Annotated in this window: 23 protein-coding genes and 1 pseudogene; 13 read left to right on the top strand and 11 right to left on the bottom strand. The window is 71.2% G+C overall.

Translation table 11 applies throughout. The features are described 5' to 3' along the window. Positions 1-47 precede the first annotated feature (47 nt). Entirely contained in the window at positions 48-761 is a 714-nt protein-coding gene (locus tag ABGB21_RS02260; RefSeq protein ID WP_347654414.1) for a GntR family transcriptional regulator, read from the bottom strand. A 396-nt stretch (positions 762-1,157) separates the two neighbouring features. Between ABGB21_RS02260 and ABGB21_RS02255 the strand changes: the two genes are divergently transcribed. The 3 genes from ABGB21_RS02255 (at position 1,158) to ABGB21_RS02245 (ending at position 3,954) form a co-directional block, all read left to right on the top strand. Then, the gene (locus tag ABGB21_RS02255) at positions 1,158-2,174 is read left to right on the top strand and encodes an ABC transporter substrate-binding protein (RefSeq protein WP_347654413.1); all 1,017 of its coding nucleotides are present in this window, start codon (positions 1,158-1,160) and stop codon (positions 2,172-2,174) included. A 211-nt stretch (positions 2,175-2,385) separates the two neighbouring features. Continuing rightward, on the top strand, positions 2,386-3,165 hold the full coding sequence (locus tag ABGB21_RS02250) for an ABC transporter permease (protein WP_347676153.1): 780 nt from the start codon (positions 2,386-2,388) through the stop codon (positions 3,163-3,165). Positions 3,166-3,189: 24 nt separating this feature from the next. Continuing rightward, the gene (locus ABGB21_RS02245; protein ID WP_347654411.1) at positions 3,190-3,954 is read left to right on the top strand and encodes an ABC transporter ATP-binding protein; all 765 of its coding nucleotides are present in this window, start codon (positions 3,190-3,192) and stop codon (positions 3,952-3,954) included. Between the two features lie 193 nt (positions 3,955-4,147). On the opposite strand, the gene ABGB21_RS02240 is transcribed toward ABGB21_RS02245, so the two are convergent. From ABGB21_RS02240 to ABGB21_RS02230, 3 genes are read right to left on the bottom strand one after another with little or no spacing between them, the layout of a single operon-like run. Beyond that, positions 4,148-5,908, bottom strand: a complete 1,761-nt coding sequence (locus tag ABGB21_RS02240; RefSeq protein WP_347654410.1) for a multicopper oxidase family protein — start codon at positions 5,906-5,908, stop codon at positions 4,148-4,150. Continuing rightward, positions 5,905-6,357: a DUF6220 domain-containing protein gene (locus tag ABGB21_RS02235; protein ID WP_347654409.1), complete on the bottom strand. Its 453-nt coding sequence runs from the start codon at positions 6,355-6,357 to the stop codon at positions 5,905-5,907. Before ABGB21_RS02235 ends, ABGB21_RS02240 begins: the two co-directional genes overlap by 4 nt. 9 nt (positions 6,358-6,366) lie before the next feature. After that, positions 6,367-7,356 (bottom strand): carboxymuconolactone decarboxylase family protein, encoded by a 990-nt coding sequence (locus tag ABGB21_RS02230; protein ID WP_347654408.1) that lies wholly within the window; start codon positions 7,354-7,356, stop codon positions 6,367-6,369. 144 nt (positions 7,357-7,500) lie between these two features. On the opposite strand from ABGB21_RS02230, the gene ABGB21_RS02225 reads away from it, so the two are divergent. The 3 genes from ABGB21_RS02225 to ABGB21_RS02215 all read left to right on the top strand — a co-directional run bounded on the left by ABGB21_RS02225 (position 7,501) and on the right by ABGB21_RS02215 (position 10,011). Next, a complete protein-coding gene (locus tag ABGB21_RS02225; RefSeq protein ID WP_347676152.1) occupies positions 7,501-8,628 on the top strand; it encodes a sensor histidine kinase in 1,128 nt (375 codons plus the stop codon). Then, positions 8,625-9,287 carry a response regulator transcription factor gene (locus tag ABGB21_RS02220; RefSeq protein ID WP_347676151.1) on the top strand — a complete coding sequence of 221 codons (663 nt, stop codon included), beginning with the start codon at positions 8,625-8,627 and terminating at the stop codon, positions 9,285-9,287. The genes ABGB21_RS02225 and ABGB21_RS02220 overlap by 4 nt, the downstream gene beginning before the upstream one ends. Before the next feature lie 235 nt (positions 9,288-9,522). Then, positions 9,523-10,011 carry a hypothetical protein gene (locus ABGB21_RS02215; protein ID WP_347676150.1) on the top strand — a complete coding sequence of 163 codons (489 nt, stop codon included), beginning with the start codon at positions 9,523-9,525 and terminating at the stop codon, positions 10,009-10,011. Positions 10,012-10,094: 83 nt separating this feature from the next. Here ABGB21_RS02215 and ABGB21_RS02210 read toward each other — a convergent pair whose 3' ends face one another. The 4 genes from ABGB21_RS02210 to ABGB21_RS02195 all read right to left on the bottom strand — a co-directional run bounded on the left by ABGB21_RS02210 (position 10,095) and on the right by ABGB21_RS02195 (position 12,192). Beyond that, entirely contained in the window at positions 10,095-10,523 is a 429-nt protein-coding gene (locus ABGB21_RS02210; protein WP_347676149.1) for a DUF4259 domain-containing protein, read from the bottom strand. 140 nt (positions 10,524-10,663) lie between these two features. Next, positions 10,664-10,897, bottom strand: coding sequence for a DUF397 domain-containing protein (locus ABGB21_RS02205; RefSeq protein ID WP_347676148.1), 234 nt, complete (start codon positions 10,895-10,897; stop codon positions 10,664-10,666). A 183-nt stretch (positions 10,898-11,080) separates the two neighbouring features. Beyond that, positions 11,081-11,314 (bottom strand): DUF397 domain-containing protein, encoded by a 234-nt coding sequence (locus ABGB21_RS02200; RefSeq protein WP_347676147.1) that lies wholly within the window; start codon positions 11,312-11,314, stop codon positions 11,081-11,083. A 5-nt stretch (positions 11,315-11,319) separates the two neighbouring features. Continuing rightward, positions 11,320-12,192, bottom strand: a complete 873-nt coding sequence (locus tag ABGB21_RS02195; RefSeq protein ID WP_347676146.1) for a helix-turn-helix transcriptional regulator — start codon at positions 12,190-12,192, stop codon at positions 11,320-11,322. A 511-nt stretch (positions 12,193-12,703) separates the two neighbouring features. On the opposite strand from ABGB21_RS02195, the gene ABGB21_RS02190 reads away from it, so the two are divergent. Both ABGB21_RS02190 and ABGB21_RS02185 read left to right on the top strand, forming a co-directional pair. Next, complete coding sequence (locus tag ABGB21_RS02190; protein ID WP_347654400.1) at positions 12,704-12,991, top strand: hypothetical protein; 288 nt, start codon at positions 12,704-12,706, stop codon at positions 12,989-12,991. A gap of 43 nt (positions 12,992-13,034) precedes the next feature. After that, positions 13,035-13,337: a hypothetical protein gene (locus tag ABGB21_RS02185; protein WP_347676145.1), complete on the top strand. Its 303-nt coding sequence runs from the start codon at positions 13,035-13,037 to the stop codon at positions 13,335-13,337. A 13-nt stretch (positions 13,338-13,350) separates the two neighbouring features. Here ABGB21_RS02185 and ABGB21_RS02180 read toward each other — a convergent pair whose 3' ends face one another. Then, on the bottom strand, positions 13,351-13,662 hold the full coding sequence (locus ABGB21_RS02180) for a hypothetical protein (protein ID WP_347676144.1): 312 nt from the start codon (positions 13,660-13,662) through the stop codon (positions 13,351-13,353). Positions 13,663-13,831: 169 nt separating this feature from the next. Here ABGB21_RS02180 and ABGB21_RS02175 point away from each other — a divergent pair. Together ABGB21_RS02175 and ABGB21_RS02170 are read left to right on the top strand one after the other, a co-directional pair. Beyond that, positions 13,832-16,025, top strand: a pseudogene (locus ABGB21_RS02175) (ATP-dependent RecD-like DNA helicase). 114 nt (positions 16,026-16,139) lie between these two features. Then, positions 16,140-16,694, top strand: coding sequence for a CGNR zinc finger domain-containing protein (locus tag ABGB21_RS02170; RefSeq protein ID WP_347676142.1), 555 nt, complete (start codon positions 16,140-16,142; stop codon positions 16,692-16,694). Positions 16,695-16,716: 22 nt separating this feature from the next. Here the strand turns inward: ABGB21_RS02170 and ABGB21_RS02165 are convergent, their stop codons facing one another. Next, entirely contained in the window at positions 16,717-17,910 is a 1,194-nt protein-coding gene (locus ABGB21_RS02165; RefSeq protein WP_347676140.1) for a hypothetical protein, read from the bottom strand. A 296-nt stretch (positions 17,911-18,206) separates the two neighbouring features. Continuing rightward, the gene (locus tag ABGB21_RS02160; protein ID WP_347654395.1) at positions 18,207-18,917 is read right to left on the bottom strand and encodes an A24 family peptidase; all 711 of its coding nucleotides are present in this window, start codon (positions 18,915-18,917) and stop codon (positions 18,207-18,209) included. Positions 18,918-19,581: 664 nt separating this feature from the next. Here ABGB21_RS02160 and ABGB21_RS02155 point away from each other — a divergent pair. Genes ABGB21_RS02155 through ABGB21_RS02145 form a run of 3 tightly spaced genes read left to right on the top strand, consistent with a single transcriptional unit; the run spans position 19,582 to position 21,703 of the window. After that, complete coding sequence (locus ABGB21_RS02155; RefSeq protein WP_347654394.1) at positions 19,582-20,139, top strand: hypothetical protein; 558 nt, start codon at positions 19,582-19,584, stop codon at positions 20,137-20,139. Then, positions 20,133-21,047, top strand: coding sequence for a hypothetical protein (locus ABGB21_RS02150; protein ID WP_347676138.1), 915 nt, complete (start codon positions 20,133-20,135; stop codon positions 21,045-21,047). Before ABGB21_RS02155 ends, ABGB21_RS02150 begins: the two co-directional genes overlap by 7 nt. Next, positions 21,044-21,703 (top strand): SAF domain-containing protein, encoded by a 660-nt coding sequence (locus ABGB21_RS02145; protein WP_347676136.1) that lies wholly within the window; start codon positions 21,044-21,046, stop codon positions 21,701-21,703. Before ABGB21_RS02150 ends, ABGB21_RS02145 begins: the two co-directional genes overlap by 4 nt.

The following is a 21,703-nucleotide window of genomic DNA, read 5'->3' as shown; positions in this document are numbered from 1 at the left end:
GTACGTGGGTCGGCACGAGCGGCGGTCGGCACGAGCGCGGCGCGGACTCAGGACGGACGGAGGGGGTTGACCGTCGCGGATCGCGCGCGGGCGGTGTTGGACAGGGTCAGTTCCACCTGGCCGAGATGACGGCGCATGGCGGCCTCGGCGGCGTCCGGGTCGCGGGCCGCGATCGCCGCCACGATGTCGGTGTGCTCACCGAGCGACTGGGCCGGACGGCCGGGCACCAGGATCGTCCGGTACTGGAACCGGACCAGTTGGGCCCGGAGCCCGCTGATCAGCCGGGCGGCGGTGTCGTGCCGCGCCGCCGCGATGATCGCCTTGTGCAGGCTGGCGTTGCCCTCGGAGTAGCCGAGCAGGTCGTCCTGCTCCAGCTTCTGGGTCATCCGGTTCAGCACCCGCCGCAGGCCGCCGATCTCGCGGGCGGTCGCGTTGATCGCCGCCTGGCGGGCGGCAAGTGCCTCGAGCACCGCCCGCACCTGGAGGATCTCGACCGCCTCGGCCTCGGTCACCAGCCGTACGTGGGCACCCCGGTTCGGGGTGAGCACCACCAGGCCGTCCTGCCCGAGCCGGACCAGCACGGTACGCACCACCGCGCGGCTGACCTGCAGCCGGGCCGCCAACTCCACCTCGATGAGCCGCTCGTTCGGCATCAGCTCACCGCTGCGGATCGCCTGCCGCAGCTGCTCGTACGCCTCGTCGGCGGTCCGGGTCGCCGGACGCCGCACTGTGGACTTCGCCTCCCGTGATTCGGTCGTCACCGCGTCACCCTCCGTGCCCATACGTTGTGTCCAACCTGGAAGAACGGGAACTTCCCTGGTCAGACGGGGGGCGAGAGTGTGCCGCGCCCTGGTTGGAGGCCACCATCCGCAACATTGTCTCCAAGATTATTTACAATCGTGCTGACAGGATCGCCGCCCGACCGGACAATGTCAACACTGCGGTGAGCTGCGGAAACCTGTGGCAGCACAGAAAACATCGGGCGTTTGCCGCAACTTTGTGGATCTCTGCGGTGACAGGCGCAACCCGGGTCATCTACCATTCTCGACCGGGCGAGAGCCGAGCGCGCACAGGCGTCGATCCTGAGATGTCCGGCCTGCGCGGGCGCACCGGCGGCTGGCTGCCCGTCGATCCGTTTGAAGCTGGAGGCATTCACAATGATCAGACGCTCGCGCGTGCTGGCAGCAGGGCTGCTGGCCACGGCGATGGCCGTGAGCGGTTGCAGCGGCTCCGACGACAAGGGAGGTGACGTCGGCAGCAAGGAGACCGACAAGGTCGCCTACATCACCGCGTTCGGCGCCGTCGGCCGGGACGCGTTCGCCTGGGTGGCCAAGGAGAAGGGCTTCTTCGCCGAGGCCGGCATCGAGGTGGACATCAAGGAGGGTGCGGGTAACCAGCCGAACCTGACCGCGCTCAAGGCGGGCCAGGTCCAGTTCGCCGCGCTCGACTTCACCGGTGCCGTGATCCAGGCCGGTAAGGGCGAGTTCACCGACTGGCGGGCCATCGCGGCCATCCACCAGCAGACCCTCATCTCGGTGATGACCACCAAGGACACCAACATCACCACCCCGAAGGACCTGGCCGGCAAGACCATCGCCACGGGTGCCGGCTCGGTGACCGAGCTGCTCTTCCCGGCGTACGCCCAGCTGGCCGGGCTCGACCCGAAGTCGGTCAAGATCCAGGGTGTGCAGGCCACCGCGCTCAACGGCCTGATGGCGAGCCGGCAGGTGGACGCGCTCGGCACCTTCCTGCTCAGCCGTGGCGCCCTGGCGACCGCCTCCAAGAAGGAGGTCGTGACCCTGCCGTACAGCGACTACCTGCGGGACCTGTTCGGCAACGCGATCATCACCACGCCGAAGCTCATCGCGGACGACCCCGACCTGGTGCAGCGGTTCACCAACGCGGCACTCAAGGGTCTGCAGTACAGCATCGAGCACCCGGACGAGGCGGCGGCGATCCTGAACAAGGCCAAGCCGACGTACGCGGTTGCGGCGGGCAAGGGCGAGATCGACGTGATGACCCCGTACGTTCGGCCGGCCGGTGGTGCCCCGATCGGCCTCATGGACGAGCAGCGGGTGGCCCGGACCATCGCCGTTCTCCAGGGCTCTGGCCTGATCCCGTCGGGGCTGACCCCGCAGAACGTCGTCGACTTCAACTTCGTGAAGGCGTCCTGACGACAACACCGCACCACCAGTACCACCCGTACCAAACGGTTCCGGCCCTGGTCGGGACCCCCTGCCGAACCGGCAGACGCACCTGACGGTCGGGACGGTGGCCGAGATGGCCGCCGTCCCACCACCGATCCCCTCGCGGCGCGGCCGACGTGCGCGTCACGGTGATTCCGGCCCGCGCCGCCCCCCACTCCCATCCCTCAGGGAAATCACCATGACTGACAGTTCCCGGCCACCTCAACGGTGGACCAACATCGGGTTACCCACCCTCGGCACAGTGCTGATAATCGGCCTCTGGTGGGGCATCACCCGGATCCTCGGCGTCGAGCCGTTCTACCTGCCCGCCCCGCCGGACGTGGTCGATGCGTTTTCCCGGCAGCCCACCTACCTCTTCGAGCAGGCCGGGATCACCTTCCTCGAGACCACCATCGGCTTCGGCATCGCCACGGTAGGCGCGATCCTGCTCGCCGTCCTGCTCGCCGCCTCCCGGACGGTCGAGCGGATGACCTTCCCGGCGATCGCCGGGATCAACGCGGTGCCGAAGGTGGCGCTCGCCCCGCTGCTCATGGTCTGGGTCGGGCTCAATCCCCAGGCCAAGGTCCTGATGGCCATCATGCTCTGCTTCTTCCCGATCCTGGTCGCCACCATGACCGGGCTGAGCTCAACCCCGGCCGACCTCGGCGAGATGGCCCGCTCGCTCTCCGCCTCCTGGTGGCAGACCTTCATCCGGGTCCGGCTTCCCTGGGCCCTACCGCAAATCTTCATCGGGCTGAAGGTGGCCACCTCGCTGTCCATCATCGGCGCGATCATCGGCGAGTTGCAGCACCCCGAGCTCGGCCTCGGCTCGGTGATATCCAGCTCCGGCTTGTCCGCCGACACCCCGATGGCCTTCGCCGCGCTGACCCTGCTCGCCGTCATGGGCGCCGCCCTGTTCTACAGCATGGTGGCCCTCGAACGGGTCCTCGTGCCGTGGGCTCGGGCGATCTCGTCCTGATCCGCATTCCTCATGGAGAGCCCAATGATCAAGATCGCCGGACTGAACCGGACCTTCAAGGGCAAGAGCGGCCCCGTCGAGGCGCTGCGGAACCTCAACCTGGACATCGCCAACGGCGAGTTCCTGGCCGTGATCGGCCGCTCCGGCTGCGGCAAGTCGACCCTGCTGCGGCTGATCGCCGGTCTGATCCCACCCACCGACGGTGAGGTGCTGGTCGCCGGGGAGCGGGTCAGCCGTCCCCGCCGCGACGTCGCGATGGTGTTCCAGCGGCCGGCACTGCTGCCGTGGCGGACCGTGCTGGACAACGTCCTGCTGCCGGTCGAGATCTTCGGCATGAAGCGGGCACAGCACCGCGACCACGCGATGCGGCTGCTGGAGATGACCGGCCTGGACGGCTTCGCCAAGCAGCTGCCGCACGAACTCTCCGGCGGCATGCAGCAGCGGGTCTCGCTCTGCCGGGCGCTGATCCAGCGTCCCAAGGTGATGTTGATGGACGAGCCGTTCTCCGCCCTGGACGCGTTGACCCGGGAGGAGCTGGCGGTCGAGCTGCAGCGGATCCACATCGAGCTCGGCACGACGGTGGTCTTCGTGACCCACTCGATCCAGGAGGCCGTGCTGCTCGCCGACCGGGTCGCGGTGCTGAGCGCCCGACCGGGCCGGCTGAACAAGCTCGTCGACGTGGACATCCCCCGTCCACGATCGTTCGGGCACAACGCGCACATGGAACAGGTCGCCGCCATCTCCGCCGAGTTGCACCAACTGCTGCTCGGCAACGAGTACCTGCCGTAAGTCCGCCGCCGGGTGACGAGCCGGCGGCGCGGCGAACCCCGCCGACCGCTGGACCCTCGTCAACGGCCGTGACCGGGCGCCGCTGGGCCAACGGCGACCCGGTCCGACATGCTGCTCAGATCCTCGTGATTCGTGTCGAGTTCCGGCTCGGCATGCACCGCAACCTTCCAAGGATCAGGCTTGCGGCCGACGTTCAGCCGTACATCAGGTGCAGGACCATTCCGGCGTCGGCGTGCGGCAGGTTGTGGCAGTGGTTGGCCCACACCCCGGGGTTGTCGGCCGGAAACGCCACCTCCCAGACCTCACCCGGGCGTACGTCGAACGAGTCCAACCACAGCGGGCTGCCGCGCGCCGGCTCCCCATCGCGGGACAGCACCAGGACGTGGTGGCCGTGCAGGTGCCACGGATGCACCTCCAGTGACCGGTTCACGATGGTGAACCTGACGACGTCGCCGAGGCGTACGACCTGGGACGGGATGTCCGGGTCGGCCGCGCCGTTGACGGTGTGCGCGTACCGGGGAAGCAGTCCGCGCAGGTCGAGGCCACGGTCGAGGACCAGGGTGAACTCGCGGTCGAACCTGGACCACGGCACCGGCGCGCTGACGCCGTAGCCGAGCGGGTCCAGTACCGGCCACGTGCCGGTCGACGCCGACACCGGCCCGGTCGACCAGACCGTCCGACCGTCGACGAAGAGCGCCACCGGTGTGGCCGGCGCGCTGAAGACCAGGTCGTAGCGGCCACCCGCCGGGATCAGCACGGCGATCTCCACCAGCGGGGTCGGGCCGCGCAGGTCGTACCCGTCGATCGCGGCGACCTGGAACGGGGTCCCGGCCAGGGCGTACCGGTGGGTGGTGCTGTCGGTGTTGATCAGACGCAGCCGTACCGGAACGCCCGCCCCGACCGGCTCCACCCGCGCCACGGGCAGTGGAAGTCCGGCCAACGTGTGCACCGGCACCGTGACGTCGACGCCCGGCACGGAGGAGTCGACGCCGGAGGTGGGTGCCGGACGGACGACAAGCACGCCGTAGAGGCCCATCCGCACGCCGACGTCCGACACCGCGTGCGTGTGGTACCAGTACGTCCCGACCTGGTCGGCGCGGAACCGGTAAACGAACTCCTCGCCGGGCAGCACCGCCGCCTGTGTCACCCCGGGCACCCCGTCCTGGCTGTTCGGTACGTCGTACCCGTGCCAGTGCAGCGTGACGCCCCGCCCGATGTCCCGGTTGCGCAGCGTCACCTCGACGACGTCGCCGACGGTGGCGGTCAGTTCCGGCCCGGGGACCTGCCCGTCGAACGCCCACGCCGCGACCTTCCGGCCGTCCACGTCCACGGTGGCGGTCCCGGCGGTCAGGGTGAACCGTCGGGTCGGTTCGCCCACCGGCTGGGTGTCGCGATAGTCGTGGTCGTGCGGGACCGCGGGGGCGGCCCCCGGGGTGACGGCCAGCCCGGTGCCGGTCACCAGCGCCGCGACCGCCACCACCAGGGCGGTCCGGGACACCGCCCGGGACGGCTGCGTGCCGAGGGCCCGCCACGACACCGCGGTCGCCGCGACGACCCCGGCGACCGCGAGCAGTCCGGCACCCGCCGACGCCGGGTAGCCGTGCAGGACCGTCACGAGCAGGGCGGCGCTGTGTGCGTACCCGGCGAAGAGCAGCGCAAGCGCGACGGACCGGATGTCGGCCGGGGCCCGGAGCAGCCGCGACCCGGCGACGGCCAGCGCCGCGAGCGACAGGGGCGCGGCGATCAGGACCTTCTCCGCCGCGAACCACCAGCCGGCGCGGGCGAGCGCGGTGACGGTGACCGCGCGGGCGAGCGTGGCGAGCAGCGCGACGGCGGCCAGCCACAGGGCGGGCCGACGCCGCCGGGCGGCGGACGCGGCGCCGCCGCCCAGCCACGCGGCGGCTGCCAGAACCGCGATCACCAGGTCGGCCACGAGCAGCGAGGCGGTGCTCACGCCGGCTCCACTTCCCGGACGCCGACCGGGGTTGGGTCCGCCGGCGCCGGCTCGGCCAGCTTCCGCGCCGCCCGGTGTACGCCGACCGCCACGTGTACGACGATGATCGCGTTGAGCGCGTGCAGCCCTCCGATGGTCAGCCCGACCCCGGTGCTGGTGCCCGCCGCGTCGTTGAACGCCCTGGCGAGCATGGCGATGAAAGGCTGCAGCACGACCAGGCCGAGCGTCAGGCTGGCCTGCCCGACCAGCCGGCCCGGTGCCTTCGCCAGCACGGCGATCAGGATGGTGAGCAGGATGAGCACCGGGATGACCATCATCCCGGTGACGCTGTGCAGGACGTACGCCCCGTCTCCGCCCGGCCGGGTGAAGGCGCCGACGGCGGCGAAGACGAACTGCGCGACGAACGCGAAGAGCAGCACGAGGGTGACGACGACCAGGGACTTGCGCATGGTGACCTCCTAGGGGTGGGCCGGGACGAGCGCCCGGGCGACGTGGTCGGTGGCGGTGATCGCGCCGTACGCGACCAGCCGCACCAGGTCGGCGTCGGCCGGATGGCCGTGCCGCCAGCGGGCGACGTCGTCGGCACTGATCGCGCCGGGCGCGAACGCCGCCAGCAGCGCGATCCGGGTGCCGGTCCGGTCGCGGTCGGGCAGTCCCCGGACCAGTTCGGTGGCCCACTCGACGGGCCGGTCCGGGTGCCGCCCGTCCTCCCAGTGCACGGTGGCGGTCACGGTCTCCCGCGCGGTCTCGCCCAGCAGGGTTCCGCCCTGCGCGGCGGCGTCGCGCAGCGCCGCGTACGCGACACCGACCGGGCTGTCCCCGGCCCAGTCCGGTGGTGCCGTGGCAGCATCGCCGAGCAGTGGGAGGCTGCGGCCGGGTTCCTTCGGCTGCCGGGCGGGTCGCGCGGCGAGCCGGCCCCCGGCGGTCCGCACCAGCGGGGAACGCTGCAGGCCGCCGGGGAGCAGGTCCGGGTCGAGCAACGCCGAGACGACCCGGTTGACGAAGTGGAAGGCGAGCAGGGTGCCGGTGATCTCGGGGTGGTGCGGGCTGGTCCAGTCGGTCGACCGAGGGCTGCGGCTGGTCTCGGCCCAGGCGACAAGTGCGGCGTACCTCGGCTCCGACGGCGTTCCACCGCTGGCGATCATCTCGGCCAGCTCGGACTCGCCGAGTGCGTGCAGCAGCATCACGTGGGCGTCGACGCAGAACCGGCAGTGGTTCGCCCGGGACACCGCCGAGGCGACAAGCTCGCGGTCGACCCGGGACGTCTGTCCGGCGAGCAGGGACTCGCGCATCAACGCCCAGGTCGCGGCCAGCAGCTCCGGTGCGGCCGAGAGCGCCCGGAAGGTGGGCACCGGCCCGAGGAACTCGTCCCGCAGTTGCCGGTAGACCTCGGCGGTGAGCCCGGTCGCCGACCGCACCGGTGCGGGACGGAAGAAGCGGTATGTCATGGGCTCGATGCTCGTCGGGGCGGGTCGGGAAAACGTCGTACGGCCGTGGACACCTGCCCGGCCGCCGATACCGCGTCCGTGGTAGGCCCCGGCTACCGCAGCCGTGGGATGCGCCCCGCTGACCGGCCGCTCTACAGTGCGGGCATGCGCCGCGACCTCCCGTACGCGCTCGGTGGCCTCGCCCTCGGCGGCCTACTGCTCGGCAACGCCGCGCTCGCGCCCGACGCCAGGCCGATCCGGGCCCTCGACGTCGCCCTGGTCCTGGTCATGGTGGCGGCGCTGGCCGTCTGCCGGCGGTTCCCGGTGCCGGCGCTGGTGGTGGTGACCGCCGCCATGCTCGCCGTGCACTTCCGGCTCCATCCCGGCCCGGCCGCCGCGTTTCCGGTCCTCGGCACCGTCTATCTCGCCGCCTGGCGGGGGCACCGGGCGGCCGCCGCCCTGGCCAGCCTGGTCTTCCTCGGCTGCTTTCTGTTCCGCGACTTCGCGGTCGCGCCCGCCGACCAGCCCGCGCAGCAGGTCGCAGAGCGGACCTCCCTGCTGCTCGGCTGGTTCGTGGCCGCCAACGTCGCCGGGTTGGTCGCGCGGCAGCGCCGGGCGTACCTGGAGCAGGTCGAGCAGCGGGCGGTCGAGGCCGAACGAACCCGCGAGGAGATGGCGTTACGTCGAGCCGGGGAGGAACGCCTGCGGATCGCCCGGGATCTGCACGACTCGCTGACCCACAGCATCTCCGTCATCAAGGTACAGGCCGGGATCGCCGTACACCTGGCCCGTAAGCAGGGCAAGGAGCCGTCGGCGACGCTGCTGGCGATTCAGGAGGCCAGCGGCGCCGCGATGCGGGAGTTGCGGGCCACCCTGGGCGTGCTGCGCAGCGCGTCCGATGTGGATCCTGTGGGGCTGGCCGGGGTGGACGGCCTCGCCGAGCGGACGAGGGCGGCCGGCGTACCGGTGCAGTTGACCGTCACCGGTCAGCGGGAGCTGCCCGCCGAGGTCGACCAGGCCGGATACCGCGTCGTCCAGGAGGCCCTGACGAACGTGGCCCGGCACGCCGGCCCGGCCACCGCCCGGGTCGACATCGAGTACGCCCCGGAGCGGCTGACCGTCTGCGTGACCGACGACGGCCGGGCGTCACCGAGCCGACCGGTGACCCCCGGCGTGGGTCTGCGCGGCATGCGGGAACGGGTCACCGGGCTGGGTGGCACCCTGCACACCGCCGCCCGCGACGGCGGCGGATTCGCGGTCCGGGCCACCTTCCCCCTGGACGGCCCATCGTGATCAGGGTGCTTCTCGTCGACGACCAGGCGCTGATGCGGGCCGGGTTCCGGGCACTGCTCGACGCCGAGGAGAACCTGGAGGTTGTCGGCGAGGCGGCCGACGGTGCCGCCGCCGTCCAACTGTCCCGATGGCTGCGCCCGGACGTCGTCCTGATGGACGTGCAGATGCCGGGAGTCGACGGCATCGAGGCCACCCGGCGGATCGCCGCCGACCCCGACCTCGCCGCGGTCCGGGTCCTCGTCCTCACCAACTACGGGCTCGACTCGTACGTCTTCGCCGCGTTGCGGGCCGGCGCCAGCGGATTCCTGCTCAAGGACGCCGACCCGGCCGACCTGCTGCAGGCGATCACGATCGTGGCGCGCGGTGACGCACTGCTCGCCCCGACGGTGACCCGTACGCTGATCAGTGAGTTCGTCGCCGGGCCGGCGCCGGCCGACCCGTCCGCCGGGCGGGACGTGCTGACCGCCCGGGAGCAGGAGATCGTCGAGCTGGTCGCCCGGGGGTTGGGCAACGACGAGATCGCCGAGCGCATGGTGATCAGCCCGTTGACCGCCAAGACCCACGTCAACCGGGCGATGACCAAGCTGCACTGCCGGGACCGGGCGCAACTGGTCGTCTGGGCGTACGAGTCGGGGCTGGTCACGCCCCGCCGCCGCTGACCCTTCCCGACCGCGCCGTGATCACGTAAACGTTGGCCGGCCATGGCAGGCCAACGTTTACGTGATCACGACGTTCAGGCGCCGAGTGTCCGACTCCGGTTGAAGCGTCACACGATGACTTCACGTAATGGGGGCCCGCCTGCGCGACCGCCCGCCCCGCCGGACCACCCCGCCCCGGCCCAGCGCCCACAACCTCAGCACCCTCAGGTCAGAAACGGACAGGCACAATGAGTGGATGCCGGCCGACGAAGCCCAGCTTTGGCAGCTGATGCACTCTCTCGACGACCCCGAACACCTCGAGATCCCCGCGAATTACGACCACCGACGAGCCAGGGCACGATTCAAGCACCTGTCCGAGCGACTCGACCGCGACTTCAACTGCCAGACCGACGTCGACCAGCACGTGCAAGACGCCAGCTTCCACGGCCGTATCGCCATCCCGGCCGCAGCGACCACCACCGGCCACCCGCTCGTCATCGTCATCAGCAACTTCGGCGGCCTGGCGGTCCTCGCCGTCGACAACCCCGGCGTCTGGAACGACGAGGAAGCTGGCCAACTGCTGCACCCGGACGACGCCGGCCGAATCCGCCTGGCCCTCGACGACCTGGGCTACACCCTCATCCCCGAAGAACCCCTCTGGCAACGCTACGACGGCACCTGGGACCCCGCCACCTTCGCACCGGGCGACGCCACCTGGTGGACCCGCTACTTCGACTACCTTTGACCCGAGCCGAGTCAATCGTCCCCATGATTGTCAGTACGGCAGCGCACTTCGCGACCTTCGCTTGAGTGGTGTGTCTGGTGGTGTTACGAGTTGGCGGCTTGGAGGATGGCTGTGAGACCGTCGATGGTTTGTCGAGCCTCGGCGCGGTCGGTCTCGGTCGTCCATCCCTGATGCCATGCCCCGCCGGGACCAGCCACGAAATGCAGCGCGTCGAGTGCGGACGCCGCAAGGTCCGGTACCGGCTCGGGCAGCACCGCGTCTGGTTCGTCGAACACTTGCGCAAGGCGGTGCTGTAGTTGCTCGCCGCCAGGGAGGGCGGCGGCCACAAGGGCTGCCGCCGCGACGACTTGGTCGGGGAAGAACTCCCGCCAAAGGAGGTCGCGGTTGGCTAGGACGTGTTCGAACATGTGCCGAAGCACCTCGCCATGCTGTTGTGGCGGGCGTTCGGCGAGCTCGTCAATAAAGTCCAGTGCGCCGTCACTGCTAAATGGTCCGGTTCCGAACGTGCCCACAACGCCCTCGTCTCCCTTCCGCAGAGCCACGTCACGCATCACCGGGTATCCAACCCGGGCACAGAAGACCGGTGGAACGAGCCGTGATCACGTAAACGTTGGCCGGTCATGGCAGGCCACGGTTTACGTGATCACGACGCTCAGGCGGTGAGGGCGTTGTCCTTCAGGGCGGCGAGGAAGCTGGTCCACCGGTCGCCGGGGTGGAGGAGTACAGGCCCGGTGCGGTCCATGCTGTCGCGGACGGCGACCCGGCCGCTGGTGTCGAGGACCGGGCCGGCCTCCACGCAGTTGCCGCTGCCGCTGCCGCTGCGGGTGCTGACGTGCCAGGCCACCTCGGGCAGCGCGACGGCCCGCGCTGCGTGCTGTGTCGCCATGGTGCTCACTCCAGACGCGTTTCCAGTTCGGTCAGGAATCCGATCGTGGCCTTCTCCCGCAGGGCCACGTCACGCAACACCGGGCATCCAGCCCGGATGCACAAGGCCGGTGGAACGGGCCATCTGTGATCACGTAAACGTTGGCCGGTTGGGGCGCGCCACGGTTTACGTGACCATCGGCTTTCAGGCGCTGAGGTTGTTCTCCTTGAGGGCGGCGAGGAAGCTGGTCCACCGGTTGCCGGGGTAGAGGATTACGGGTCCGGTGCGGTCCTTGCTGTCCCGGACCGCGACCTGGCCACTGTTGTCGAGAACCGGCCCGACCTCCACGCAGTTGCCACTGCCGCCATCGCTCTTGCTGCTGATGTGCCAGGCCACCTCGGGCAGCGCGACGGCCGTCGCTCCCTCGTGTGCCGTCATGTCGTTCACTCCAGACGCGTCACCAGATCGGAGAGGAACGCGACGCTGTCATCGACTGACAGAGCCGCATTACGCAGCCGATCGTACGCGGCGGCGAGCGGCGCGGCCCCTGCCGCTTCGACGTAGACCGCGCCAGACGGGGTCTGCATGCAGGCGACGTCCGGGTACGGCTCGGCCATCCGAAAGACGTCGAAGGGCCCATCAGGACTGGCGTGTGCGCCGGCGGTGAAGGGCAGGATCTGGATCTCGATGTCGGGCCGTCCGGCGATCGTGACCAGGTGGTCGAGTTGAGCGCGCATGATCTCGGCACCGCCGACCAGTCTTCGCACCACGCCCTCGTCGATGACGGTGGTGAGCTGCAGCGGTGCTTCCTGTTCGAGGAGTTGCTGTCGGGTCATCCGGATTTCGATCCACCGGTCGAGCTGCGCCGCCGAGGTTGCCGAGTTCGCGGTTCGGATGGTCGTCGCCGCGTAGTCACGAGTTTGGAGCAGACCGGGGAGAACCACCGTCGAGAAGTAGTGGATCTCGGTGGCCCGGTTCTCCAGCCAGATTCGGTCGATGAGTGAGCCGGCGACGTCTGCCGCGTACCCGTCCCACCAGCCCTTACGGAACAGCTCCTGGCTCATCGTCTTGAGCTTGGCACGCCGATCCGGGTCGTCGACTCCGCAGATGTCGAGGTAGGCGAGCACCTCTGCCACCCGTACCGGCAGCGTCCCAGACTCGAAGCGGCTCACCGTGGAGGAGTTGCGCTGCAGGTACTCGGCTACCTCCTTGATGGTGAGCCGGGCCTGCTCACGCAGATCTCGTAGCTCGTTACCGAGCCACTGCGCTCGGAGGGTCGGTCCACGTTGCTCGCCGGCTGGCACGCCTCTGGTCATACGCCTCAGCATTCACGAACGAAAATGCTTTGGCAATATTGCGCACCCGTCTTTGTTCGTGCATGCTGGGCGTGTGACGGCGGTCACCAGGGGTGACTGTCGGAAGTGGAGAGATCCGGACCGGGGTGGTCGGTTTGGCGGCCAGCCCACCCCGATCCGGCGCACGAGCCGAAAGGGAGCGAGCACGATGGACCGCGCCCCGGGGAACGACTCCCCGTCTGTCTACCACGTCCCGACCAGCCCAGACAGCCCGCCCGTACGGGTCGGCGCGGTGGTGGTGCCGGTGCGGCGACGTCGAGGCAGGTCGCCCGGTCCCGCTCGGTCCCGACCTGGTGCCGCGTCGACCAGTCCACGCGGCCCGGCCTGAGCCGGGCGGGCACCCGGAACGCCGACGGCACGGCCCGCCGTACCCGCCTCTTCCCCCTCGGAGAGCGGCGGGCCGGGCGGCCGGGTGCCCGCCCTTCGTCACCCGCGCGCGGCATCGACCGCCGCCCGGGGGGAGGGACAGCCGGTGACAACGTACCGATCCCGGGCGAGCCGGGAAGCCGAGGCGGCACACACGATCCTCGCCGCGCACGTACCCGATCCCGAAACCGGAACCTGCCCGATCTGCCGGACCCCCGGCCCGTGCCAACCGGCGAACGTGGCCGCGAACCGCCTGGTCGAACTGGGGTTCCCGGTGTTACCACCGACGCCGGAACCCAGGCCACCGACCCTGCTGCTGCGCCTCGCACCACTGCTCACCCACGGCTGGCGACGCCGACTCGACCCGCTGCCACCACCGGCAGGTGGCCGATGACCCGCCTACCACTCGACCCACGTCGCCACCCGGCCACCGGACGATGAGCCGACTGCCGTTCGACCCACTCGACCCACCCACCGAACCACCGCCGGACTGCGTGCTGCCGACGCTCTGGCGGATCGCCCACACCCTGCACCAACTCCACCAGCCGGACGACGACAACAGATGCGCCTGCGGCGCCCACCACCCGTGCGCCCACCGGCGGGCCAGCCTGCGGGCACTGCTCGAAGCCAGCGGAATCCGCCTGCCGGTGCCGCGTACCGACCTGTTCGACCTCTGGCGCGGCATACTGCTCGCCGAACCCGCCGACCGGGGAGTCCCGCCAGCGGAAGGACGAGAGTGAGAACGGCGAGTGACTAGATTCGGTGCAGTTCGCCGGTTTCGTCCAGTTCGCGGAGCAGCGCCGCCCGGCCGAACTCGGGGCGTACCGACTCCTGGAACACCGCCGGCACCGGCCGGCCGGTCGCCGCGTACAGGCGTTTGATCGCCGCGCCGGGTCGGCGCAGGTCGTCCAGGAGTCCGGGTTCGATCCGCTCGAACTCGGCCTCGACCAGCTCCGTGACCGCCTCCAGCGGCGTCTGGTTGCGGTAGTTGGCGAGCATGACCAGCAGGTCGTGCAGTTCCCCGTCGATCACCACGGCCTGCTCGGCGTTCCTGGCATCGTCCATGGCCCCACGCTAGATCCGGCCACCCCACCCGGGTCACGGATCACCGCATGTCGCGGCGGCCGGGACGCACGGTACGAGGGTGGCGGGCGAGAACCGGGCGGACCATGTGCTGCATGATGCTCGGGTGACCGTGCAGCAGGCGCCGGCGACCGGACACCGCCCCGGCGGGGTGGTGCTGGAGGCGGTGCTGGAACGGATCACCTACGCCAACGAGGAGACCGGCTACACGATCGCCCGGTTCGCCACCGACCGCAGCGGCAATGACCTGCTCACCGTCGTCGGCTCGCTGCTCGGCGTGCAGCCCGGGGAGAGCGTACGGCTGGTCGGGCGCTGGGGCTCGCACCCGAAGTACGGGCGGCAGTTCGAGGTCGAGTCGTACACCACCGTGCTGCCGGCGACGATCCAGGGCATCGAGCGCTACCTCGGCTCCGGGCTGATCAAGGGCATCGGGCCGAAGATGGCGGAACGGATCGTCGGGCACTTCGGGGTCGACACGCTGCGGGTGATCGAGGAGGAGGCCGGCCGGCTGGTCGAGGTGCCCGGGCTCGAGCGGACCGAAGCGGACGAAGATGATCGCCACCGCCTGGGCCGAACAGCAGTCGATCAAGGAGGTGATGGTCTTCCTCCAAGGCGTCGGCGTCTCCACCTCCCTCGCCGTACGCATCTTCAAGAAGTACGGCGACGGCTCGATCTCGATTGTCCGCAACGAGCCGTACCGGCTCGCCGCCGACGTCTGGGGCATCGGCTTCAAGACCGCCGACACCATCGCCAAGGGCGTCGGCATCCCGCACGACAGCCCGCAGCGGGTCAAGGCCGGCCTGCAGTACACGCTCTCCGAGGCGGCCGACGGCGGCCACTGCTACCTGCCGGAACCGAACCTGGTCGCGGACGCGGCGGAGATCCTCGGCGTACCGGTGGAGCTGGTCCGGAGCTGTCTCGACGAACTCGCCGCCGACGAGGGTGTGGTCCGGGAGGCGGTGCCGAACCCGACCGTCGAGGGCGGCACCATCCCCGCCGTCTACCTGGTGCCGTTCCACCGGGCCGAGTCCGCGCTGGCGAACAGCCTGCTGCGGCTGCTGCGTACCTCGGCCGACCGGATGCCGGCGTTCGCAGGAGTCGACTGGGACCGGGCGCTGGCCTGGCTGCGGACCCGGACCGGGACGGACCTGGCCCCGGAGCAGGAGACCGCGGTACGGCTCGCGCTCACCTCGAAGGTCGCGGTGCTGACCGGCGGACCCGGCTGCGGCAAGTCGTTCACCGTCTCGTCGATCATCCAGCTCGCCGCCGCCAAGCAGGCGAAGATCGTGCTCGCCGCGCCGACCGGCCGGGCCGCGAAGCGGATGACCGAGCTGACCGGCCACCCGGCCGCCACCGTGCACCGGCTGCTGCAGCTGCGGCCGGGCGGCGACCCGACCCACGACCGGGACAACCCGATCGACGCCGACCTGATCGTCGTCGACGAGGCGTCCATGTTGGACCTGATCCTGGCCAACAAGCTGATCAAGGCGGTGCCGCCCGGCGCCCACCTGCTGCTGGTCGGCGACGTCGACCAGCTCCCGTCGGTCGGGGCCGGCGAGGTGCTCCGGGACGTGCTCGCCGCCGAGGCGATCCCCCGGGTACGACTGACGAAGATCTTCCGGCAGGCGCAGGAGTCCGGGGTGGTGGTGAACGCCCACCGGATCAACGCCGGCCAGTCGCCGCTGCTCGGCGAGTACCCGGACTTCTTCCTCTTCCCCGCCGACGAGCCGGAGGCGACCGCCGACCTGGTGGTCGACATCGTCGCCCGGCGGGTGCCCCGGAAGTTCGGCCTGCATCCCCGGGACATCCAGGTCCTCACCCCGATGCACCGGGGGCCGGCCGGGGCCGGCAACCTGAACACCGCGCTACAGCAGGCGCTGGCCCCGTACCGGGAGGGCCGGCCGGAGCGTCGGCACGGCGCCCGGGTCTTCCGGGTCGGCGACAAGGTCATCCAGATCCGCAACAACTACGACAAGGGGGTCGCCGGGGTCTTCAACGGCACCGTCGGCGTGGTCACCGACCTCTCGCTGGAACAGCGCCAACTCACCGTCCGCACCGACGAGAACGAGGAGATCGGGTACGACTTCGACGAGCTCGACGAGTTGCAGCACGCGTACGCCATCACGGTGCACCGGTCGCAGGGCAGCGAGTATCCGGCGGTGGTCATCCCGGTGACGATCAGCTCGTACACGATGCTGCAGCGGAACCTGCTCTACACCGGGGTGACCCGGGCCCGGAAGCTGGTCGTCCTGGTCGGTTCCCGCAAGGCGCTCGCCATCGCGGTCCGTACCGCCGGGACCGGGCGCCGGCACACCGCGCTCACCCACCGGCTCGACACTCCCTGAGCCAGGGGCCGGATGGTCGGCCAGCCACTCCTGCCCGAACCGCCGGGAATCGATGTATTGTCATATATCGTTAACTAGTATCGTCGGCTGGCGACTGCTGCGTACGGTGGCGCCATGAAGCAGCCCGGTGACCGCGCACCAGCACCCGGACCGCTCGCGCTGGTGCAGAACCTGCTGAACACGGTGGACATCGACGCCGGCCGGGACCGGCTGCGCACCATCGCCGAACTGACCATGTTCGCCACCCGGTACGGGCCGGGCGGCCTCACCTTCGGCGACTCCGACGTCACCGAGTTACGCCGGTTCCGGGACGCGCTGCGGGACACCTGCCGGGGACATGCCGGCGCCCCGGTCCCGGCCGCCTCCGCCGCCATGCTGCGCCACGCCTTCGGCCACGCGCCGCTGATCCTGAGCGTCGACGGCAGCGGTGCCGCCCGGGCCGTACCGGCGGCCGGCCTCGACGGGGCCACCGCACTTGTCGCCCACGTGGCGGCGGCCATCCTCGACGCCGTCGCCGCCGGCACCTGGCCCCGACTCAAGGCCTGTGCGGCGCACCGCTGCCAGTGGGTGTACTACGACCACAGCCCGGCCGGGCGCGGCCGCTGGTGCACGATGAGCGTCTGCGGCAGCCGGGCCAAGATGCGCGCCTACCGCGCCGGACGCCGGTAGGGAGACATCCGCTCCGGAGAGCTCAGGGGTTCGGCTTCTCGTCCTCGGGTGCCACCAGGACGACCCGACGCCGCCGGGCGAGGAAGGTCAGCACCCCGCCGACCAGCAGCACCCCGGCTCCGACGCCACCGATCAGGCCCGCCTGGACCCCGGTCACCGGCAGACCGTCGCCGCCGCCCGAACCGGAGCCGGAACCGGAGCCGTCCGGCGGGCCGGCGATGTGTGCGGCGAACGGGTACGAGTTGTCGCCCGGTTCGGCGTCCTCGACCTCCTTGGCGGCGAGGTCCTCGGCCTCCTCGGCGGAGAGCGCCCGCACCCCCTCCGGCAGGGCCGGGGTACGGCGCCGGGCCGGGCTGGTCCCGTCCGTGGTGTCGAGCGCCGCGGCGTACAGTTCGCCACCCTCGGCGACGAGCGGGCCGGGCGCGTCCCGGTCGACCCGGACCGGGAAGTAGAGGCCGACGGCCGAGACGAGTTCGTCGTCCCCGCCGGTGTCCCGGTCCGTCGGCACCAGGACGATCTGGTGGTAGTCGCAGGTCACCGTCCGGTTGTCCGGGGTGTAGTCGCAGCCCTGCTCCACCTCGCCGAAGGTGACGTACTCCGGGAGGGTGACCCGGACCCGGACGCCCTCGGCGACGGTGTCGCCGACGTTGGCGACCGCGCCGAACAGGATGGTCTCGCCGCCCGGCGGCACCGGCCGGTCGGTGCCGCCGCCGTCGGCGGTCACCTGGCGGATGTCCTCGGCATAGCTGACCAGGTCGACCCCGACCGCCGGCACCTCGACGTCCACCGTCGCGGTGTTGTTGGTCAGGTTGCCGTCCTCGTCGGCGACGGCGGCGACGGTGAAACCGCCGGCCGGGCCGGGCCCGGCGCCGACCCCGGTGAGGGTGAACGGGGTGGCCAGGTCGAGGCTCCGACCGACCGGCAGCCCCTCCGGCACCGGGCAGACGATCTTTCCGCGCTCCTCGACACAGCCCCTGGCCAGCTCACCGTTCCGGCGGACCACCCGCTCGTCGAGACCACCGAGGTCGTACTCGACGTGCCAGCCGGCCGGGACCTCGACGGTGCCGGTGTTGCGCACCGTCACCCGGTGCCGGGCGAGCGGCTCGCCGGCGGCCACCGTCCGATCCGAGACGCTGACCGTCAGGTCGACGCCCTCGGCGGCGTACGCGGCACCACCGGTCGCGATCATCGCACCGGCGGAGAACGTCACCAGCACGCCGGCACCGGCACGGACCCAGGCACGAGGGGTACGCGGAATCATATTGCCCCCGGTGATTGCAAATCGGAGTGGAATGACCGACGTACCGTACCGGCGACAAAACCCTCTCGCGACCCCGTCACCACGGCTTCTTCAGATAGCGGGTCGAAGGATGCGCCGATTTGCGTGGCAATTGGCGGGATAGCCGCCAGTCGATTGTCCGGGAAGCCCGACCGGTGGACGGGCGTCGAGTCGCCCGTCCGGTGGATGGCCGACAGCCCCCGGACGCCGCTCCGAGCCGGCAGCGGGCCAGGTCACCAGGGGACGGGTAGCGCCAGGACGCCGAGCGTGCCGAGGACCAGGAACGGACCGAACGGCAGGTGGTCGCGCCAGCCGATCCGGCGGGCGAGCAGCAGGACCAGCCCGCAGAGCGCCGACCCGACAAAGGCCAGGGTAAGCCCGGCGACCACCGCCGGCCAGCCGAGCCAGCCGAGCAGCGCCACCGCGCTCAGCGCCAGCTTGGCGTCGCCCAGTCCGAATCCGCGCTGTCCGAACAGGACGGTGGTGAGGGCGAACAGCAGGGCCGACCCGACCCCGGCGAGTAGGGCGCGCCGTCCGGCGGCGGCGTCGCCGCCGACCAGCGCCGCGAGGCCGAGCAGGGCCAGGGTGCCGACGGCGGCGGGACAGGTGAGCCGGTCCGGCAGGCGGTGCACGGCCAGGTCGACGAGCACCAGTGGTACGGCGCAGCCGGCGAACCAGGCGATCGCGAGCGTCTCCGGCCAGGGCCGGCCAGCCAGCAGCAGCACCGCCACCGCGAACAGCAGTAGAAGTTCCACGGCCCAGGGTGCGGCGCCGAGCCGCCCGCCGCAGCCCGCGCACCGGGCCGACGGCAGGACGGCGCCCAGTGGGCCGGCCGGGGCGAGCGGTGTGCCGCAGGTGTCGCATCCGGAGCGCCGGGGTCGGCCGGCGTCGACCCCCTCGATCGCCACCAGGCGGCGCAGCGACGGCGCCACGGTCAGGATCATCACCAGCCACCGCCGGATCCGGCCGGAATCCCGGACACGGAGGGTGACCTCATGATCGCCGAGATCTGATCTCCGCTGGTCGTCGGAGCTAGGGCCGGGAGGCGGGTCGAGGGCGGGCGGCCGTCGACCGGTCGGACCGACGTCGGCGGCCAGTGGACCCGAACGCCCCGGTACGGAAGCTGTCAGATCACCGTCATCCATCGCAATTCACCCCAGCCCGCCGGCACAATCGAAGCGGAAGGATCCGCGCCTCCGCCGGATCGGGAAACTATTGATCACACAGGACACATCGATTGTCGTCATATGATCTCCTCAATGATCGACTACGGAGATCGTAACCGTACGTATTCCCTGGAATAGCCCCTGTTGTATCGTCGCCGGCCAGCCTATGCTCGCCCCTTGGACGACGCGCAACCGTCGGCGAATCCACACCACACCGATCAATCGACAGCACCCGAACCCAAAATTCCAGATCGACCCGATCGAATGTGGACGCAGCGGCGCCGGGCCCGGCCACGGGCCTTCGGGGCGGAGCGGCCGTGCCCACCTTCCCACCGCAGGCCCGTCCGGCGTCCCCGGGCGGCCCGGTGACCCGGCACGAGGACTGACCCGGCGAGAGCGCAGAGAACCGATCCTGCGGCAGCGCAGCAGGAGGGAGACACCGTTGCGGAACCGGCAACCGGCCAACCTCCCGGCCGCCCTGCTCACGGTCGCCACGCTGGTGCTCGCCGCCGGCTGCGGTGGCCCCGCCGGCCCCACCGGCACCGCGGCCGGGTCGGACGCCCCGGCCACCCCGGACACCCGGCGGGCCGAAGCGGAACAGGCCGGCCTCGCCGCGTACGCCGGTTATCTCGACGCCCTGCGGAAGGCCGAGTCGGACGGCGACCCCCACGACCCGCGACTGGCGCAATACCTGGCCGACCCCCTGCTCACCCGGGTCAGGCTGGCCATTCGCGACGCGAAGGAGCACGGCGCGATGCGTACCGGAAAACTCGTCTCCGACCCGACGGTGACCGAGGTCAGCCTCGACACCGTACCGGCGACCGTCCAGATCCAGGACTGTCTCGACTCCACCGGATACCGGCTGGTCAACCGCGAGACCCGGAAGGTGGTCCGCGGTTCGGCCGGCGGCCGGCACGTCGCCACCGCCACCGCCGTCCGGTACGCCGACGGCCGCTGGCTGATCAGCGAGGGCGCCGTACACGAGGAGCAGCCGTGCTGACCCGGCGGACACTGGCGATCGGCGCCGCGACGCTGCTGGTCCTGGCCGCGGCCCTGGCGCCCGGCGGACCGGCCCTCGCCGACCCCGGCGCCAACTGCCCACCCGGGCAGGACAACTGCGACGTCTTCGACAACGAGAACGGCAACACCGGCGGCGGCTCGGGCAACGGCTCCGGCAACGGCAGTGGCGGCGGTGGCGGACCCCGGGTCTGCACGAAGGACAACGACGAGACCGTGCCCTGCTACGACAGCATCCGCGGCTGGTTCAACAGCGCGGACGACTGCTACTACAAGGTGCAGGAGCCGCAGTCGCCGCAGACCCCGCCGGGTCAGACCAGCTACCTGCGCAGCTGCGGCAGCGGTGGGGCGGTCAACGCCGAGACCGTCTTCCTCGACGACCCGCCGCCCGGCTTCGACCCGCCCGACCCCGAGGAACTCGCCCGCGACCTGCTCGGCCGGGTGCTGCGTACCCCGCCGCAGATCCGTACCGCCCCGGACGAGGCGCCCGGGCTGGTCGGCGTACCGGTCTGGCTGTACGACGCCGGAAGCTGGGCCCCGGTCGAGGACAGCGCCGGCGAGGGTGGGGTCACCGTCTGGATCGAGGCCACCCCGACCCGGATCGTCTGGGAGATGGGCGACGGGGAGCGGAAGACATGCCGCAGCGCCGGAGTCGCGTTCCGGTCCGGGGTCCACGACCCCCGCCGGCCACCCGGCAACGCCTGCACCCACCGGTACGCCCAGCCGAGCGACGACGTCGACGGCGGGAAGTACCGGATCACCGCCACCCGCTACTACACGGTGCGCTGGGGCAGCAACGTCGCCGGCGAGGGTGAACCGTTCGAGGGCGTCAGCTCGCCGCAGGCCACGACCACGATCCAGATCGACGAACTCCAGGTGGTGACCCGGTGACCGTGGCGACGACAACCACCACCGGCGGCGGACCGGTCGACGCGCCGGTCACCCCGCCCCGGATCGTCCGACAACGCCGGATGCGGCCCGGCCTGCTCGGGCTCGCCGTCCTGCTGATCGCACTCGGCGGGCTCGGCTCCGCGTTCGCGGTCACCTCGGTCCGGGCCACTGGCAGCTACCTGGCGGTCGCCCGTACCGTGCCGGTCGGTGCCACGCTCAGCGCCGACGACGTCCTGACCGTGCAGGTGGCCGGCGGTCAGGGGCTCGACCCGGTGCCGGCCGACCGGATCGGCGAGGTGCTGGGCAAACGAGCCAGCGTCACCCTCACCCCCGGCACCCTGCTCACCATGGCCCAGCTGACCGACAAGCCACTGCTCGGTCCCGGACAACAGCAGGTCTCCCTCGGACTCAAGCCCGCCGAGGTGCCGGCGAAACGGCTCCGCCCCGGCGACAAGGTGCTGCTGCTCAGCACCCCCGGCCGGGACGACACCGGCGACGCCCCGCCGACCCGGTTCCAGGCCACCGTCATCGACATGGCCACCCCGGCCAGCAACACCGTCGTCCTCTACCTCGCGCTCGCCAGCAAGGACGTACCGCCGGTGGTGGCGTTGGCCAGCGACGGGCGGATCGCCGTCGTCCTGAACGCGGCAGCCTGA

Source organism: Plantactinospora sp. B24E8 (genome assembly GCF_039871735.1).
Taxonomy (GTDB): domain Bacteria; phylum Actinomycetota; class Actinomycetes; order Mycobacteriales; family Micromonosporaceae; genus Plantactinospora.
The sequence above is the reverse complement of the archived record's forward strand: the minus strand, read 5'-3'. Positions and strand labels throughout refer to the sequence as shown.

Excerpts from the sequence above, each read along its gene's own strand:
- ABGB21_RS02195 (WP_347676146.1), bottom strand. The coding sequence starts at position 12,192 with ATGACCAGAGGCGTGCCAGCCGGCGAGCAACGTGGACCGACCCTCCGA.
- ABGB21_RS02245 (WP_347654411.1), top strand. The coding sequence starts at position 3,190 with ATGATCAAGATCGCCGGACTGAACCGGACCTTCAAGGGCAAGAGCGGC.
- ABGB21_RS02205 (WP_347676148.1), bottom strand. The coding sequence starts at position 10,897 with ATGGCGACACAGCACGCAGCGCGGGCCGTCGCGCTGCCCGAGGTGGCC.
- ABGB21_RS02180 (WP_347676144.1), bottom strand. The coding sequence starts at position 13,662 with ATGGACGATGCCAGGAACGCCGAGCAGGCCGTGGTGATCGACGGGGAA.
- ABGB21_RS02185 (WP_347676145.1), top strand. The coding sequence starts at position 13,035 with ATGAGCCGACTGCCGTTCGACCCACTCGACCCACCCACCGAACCACCG.
- ABGB21_RS02230 (WP_347654408.1), bottom strand. The coding sequence starts at position 7,356 with ATGACATACCGCTTCTTCCGTCCCGCACCGGTGCGGTCGGCGACCGGG.
- ABGB21_RS02200 (WP_347676147.1), bottom strand. The coding sequence starts at position 11,314 with ATGACGGCACACGAGGGAGCGACGGCCGTCGCGCTGCCCGAGGTGGCC.
- ABGB21_RS02250 (WP_347676153.1), top strand. The coding sequence starts at position 2,386 with ATGACTGACAGTTCCCGGCCACCTCAACGGTGGACCAACATCGGGTTA.
- ABGB21_RS02255 (WP_347654413.1), top strand. The coding sequence starts at position 1,158 with ATGATCAGACGCTCGCGCGTGCTGGCAGCAGGGCTGCTGGCCACGGCG.
- ABGB21_RS02160 (WP_347654395.1), bottom strand. The coding sequence starts at position 18,917 with ATGATCCTGACCGTGGCGCCGTCGCTGCGCCGCCTGGTGGCGATCGAG.
- ABGB21_RS02170 (WP_347676142.1), top strand. The coding sequence starts at position 16,140 with ATGAAGCAGCCCGGTGACCGCGCACCAGCACCCGGACCGCTCGCGCTG.
- ABGB21_RS02215 (WP_347676150.1), top strand. The coding sequence starts at position 9,523 with ATGCCGGCCGACGAAGCCCAGCTTTGGCAGCTGATGCACTCTCTCGAC.
- ABGB21_RS02235 (WP_347654409.1), bottom strand. The coding sequence starts at position 6,357 with ATGCGCAAGTCCCTGGTCGTCGTCACCCTCGTGCTGCTCTTCGCGTTC.
- ABGB21_RS02225 (WP_347676152.1), top strand. The coding sequence starts at position 7,501 with ATGCGCCGCGACCTCCCGTACGCGCTCGGTGGCCTCGCCCTCGGCGGC.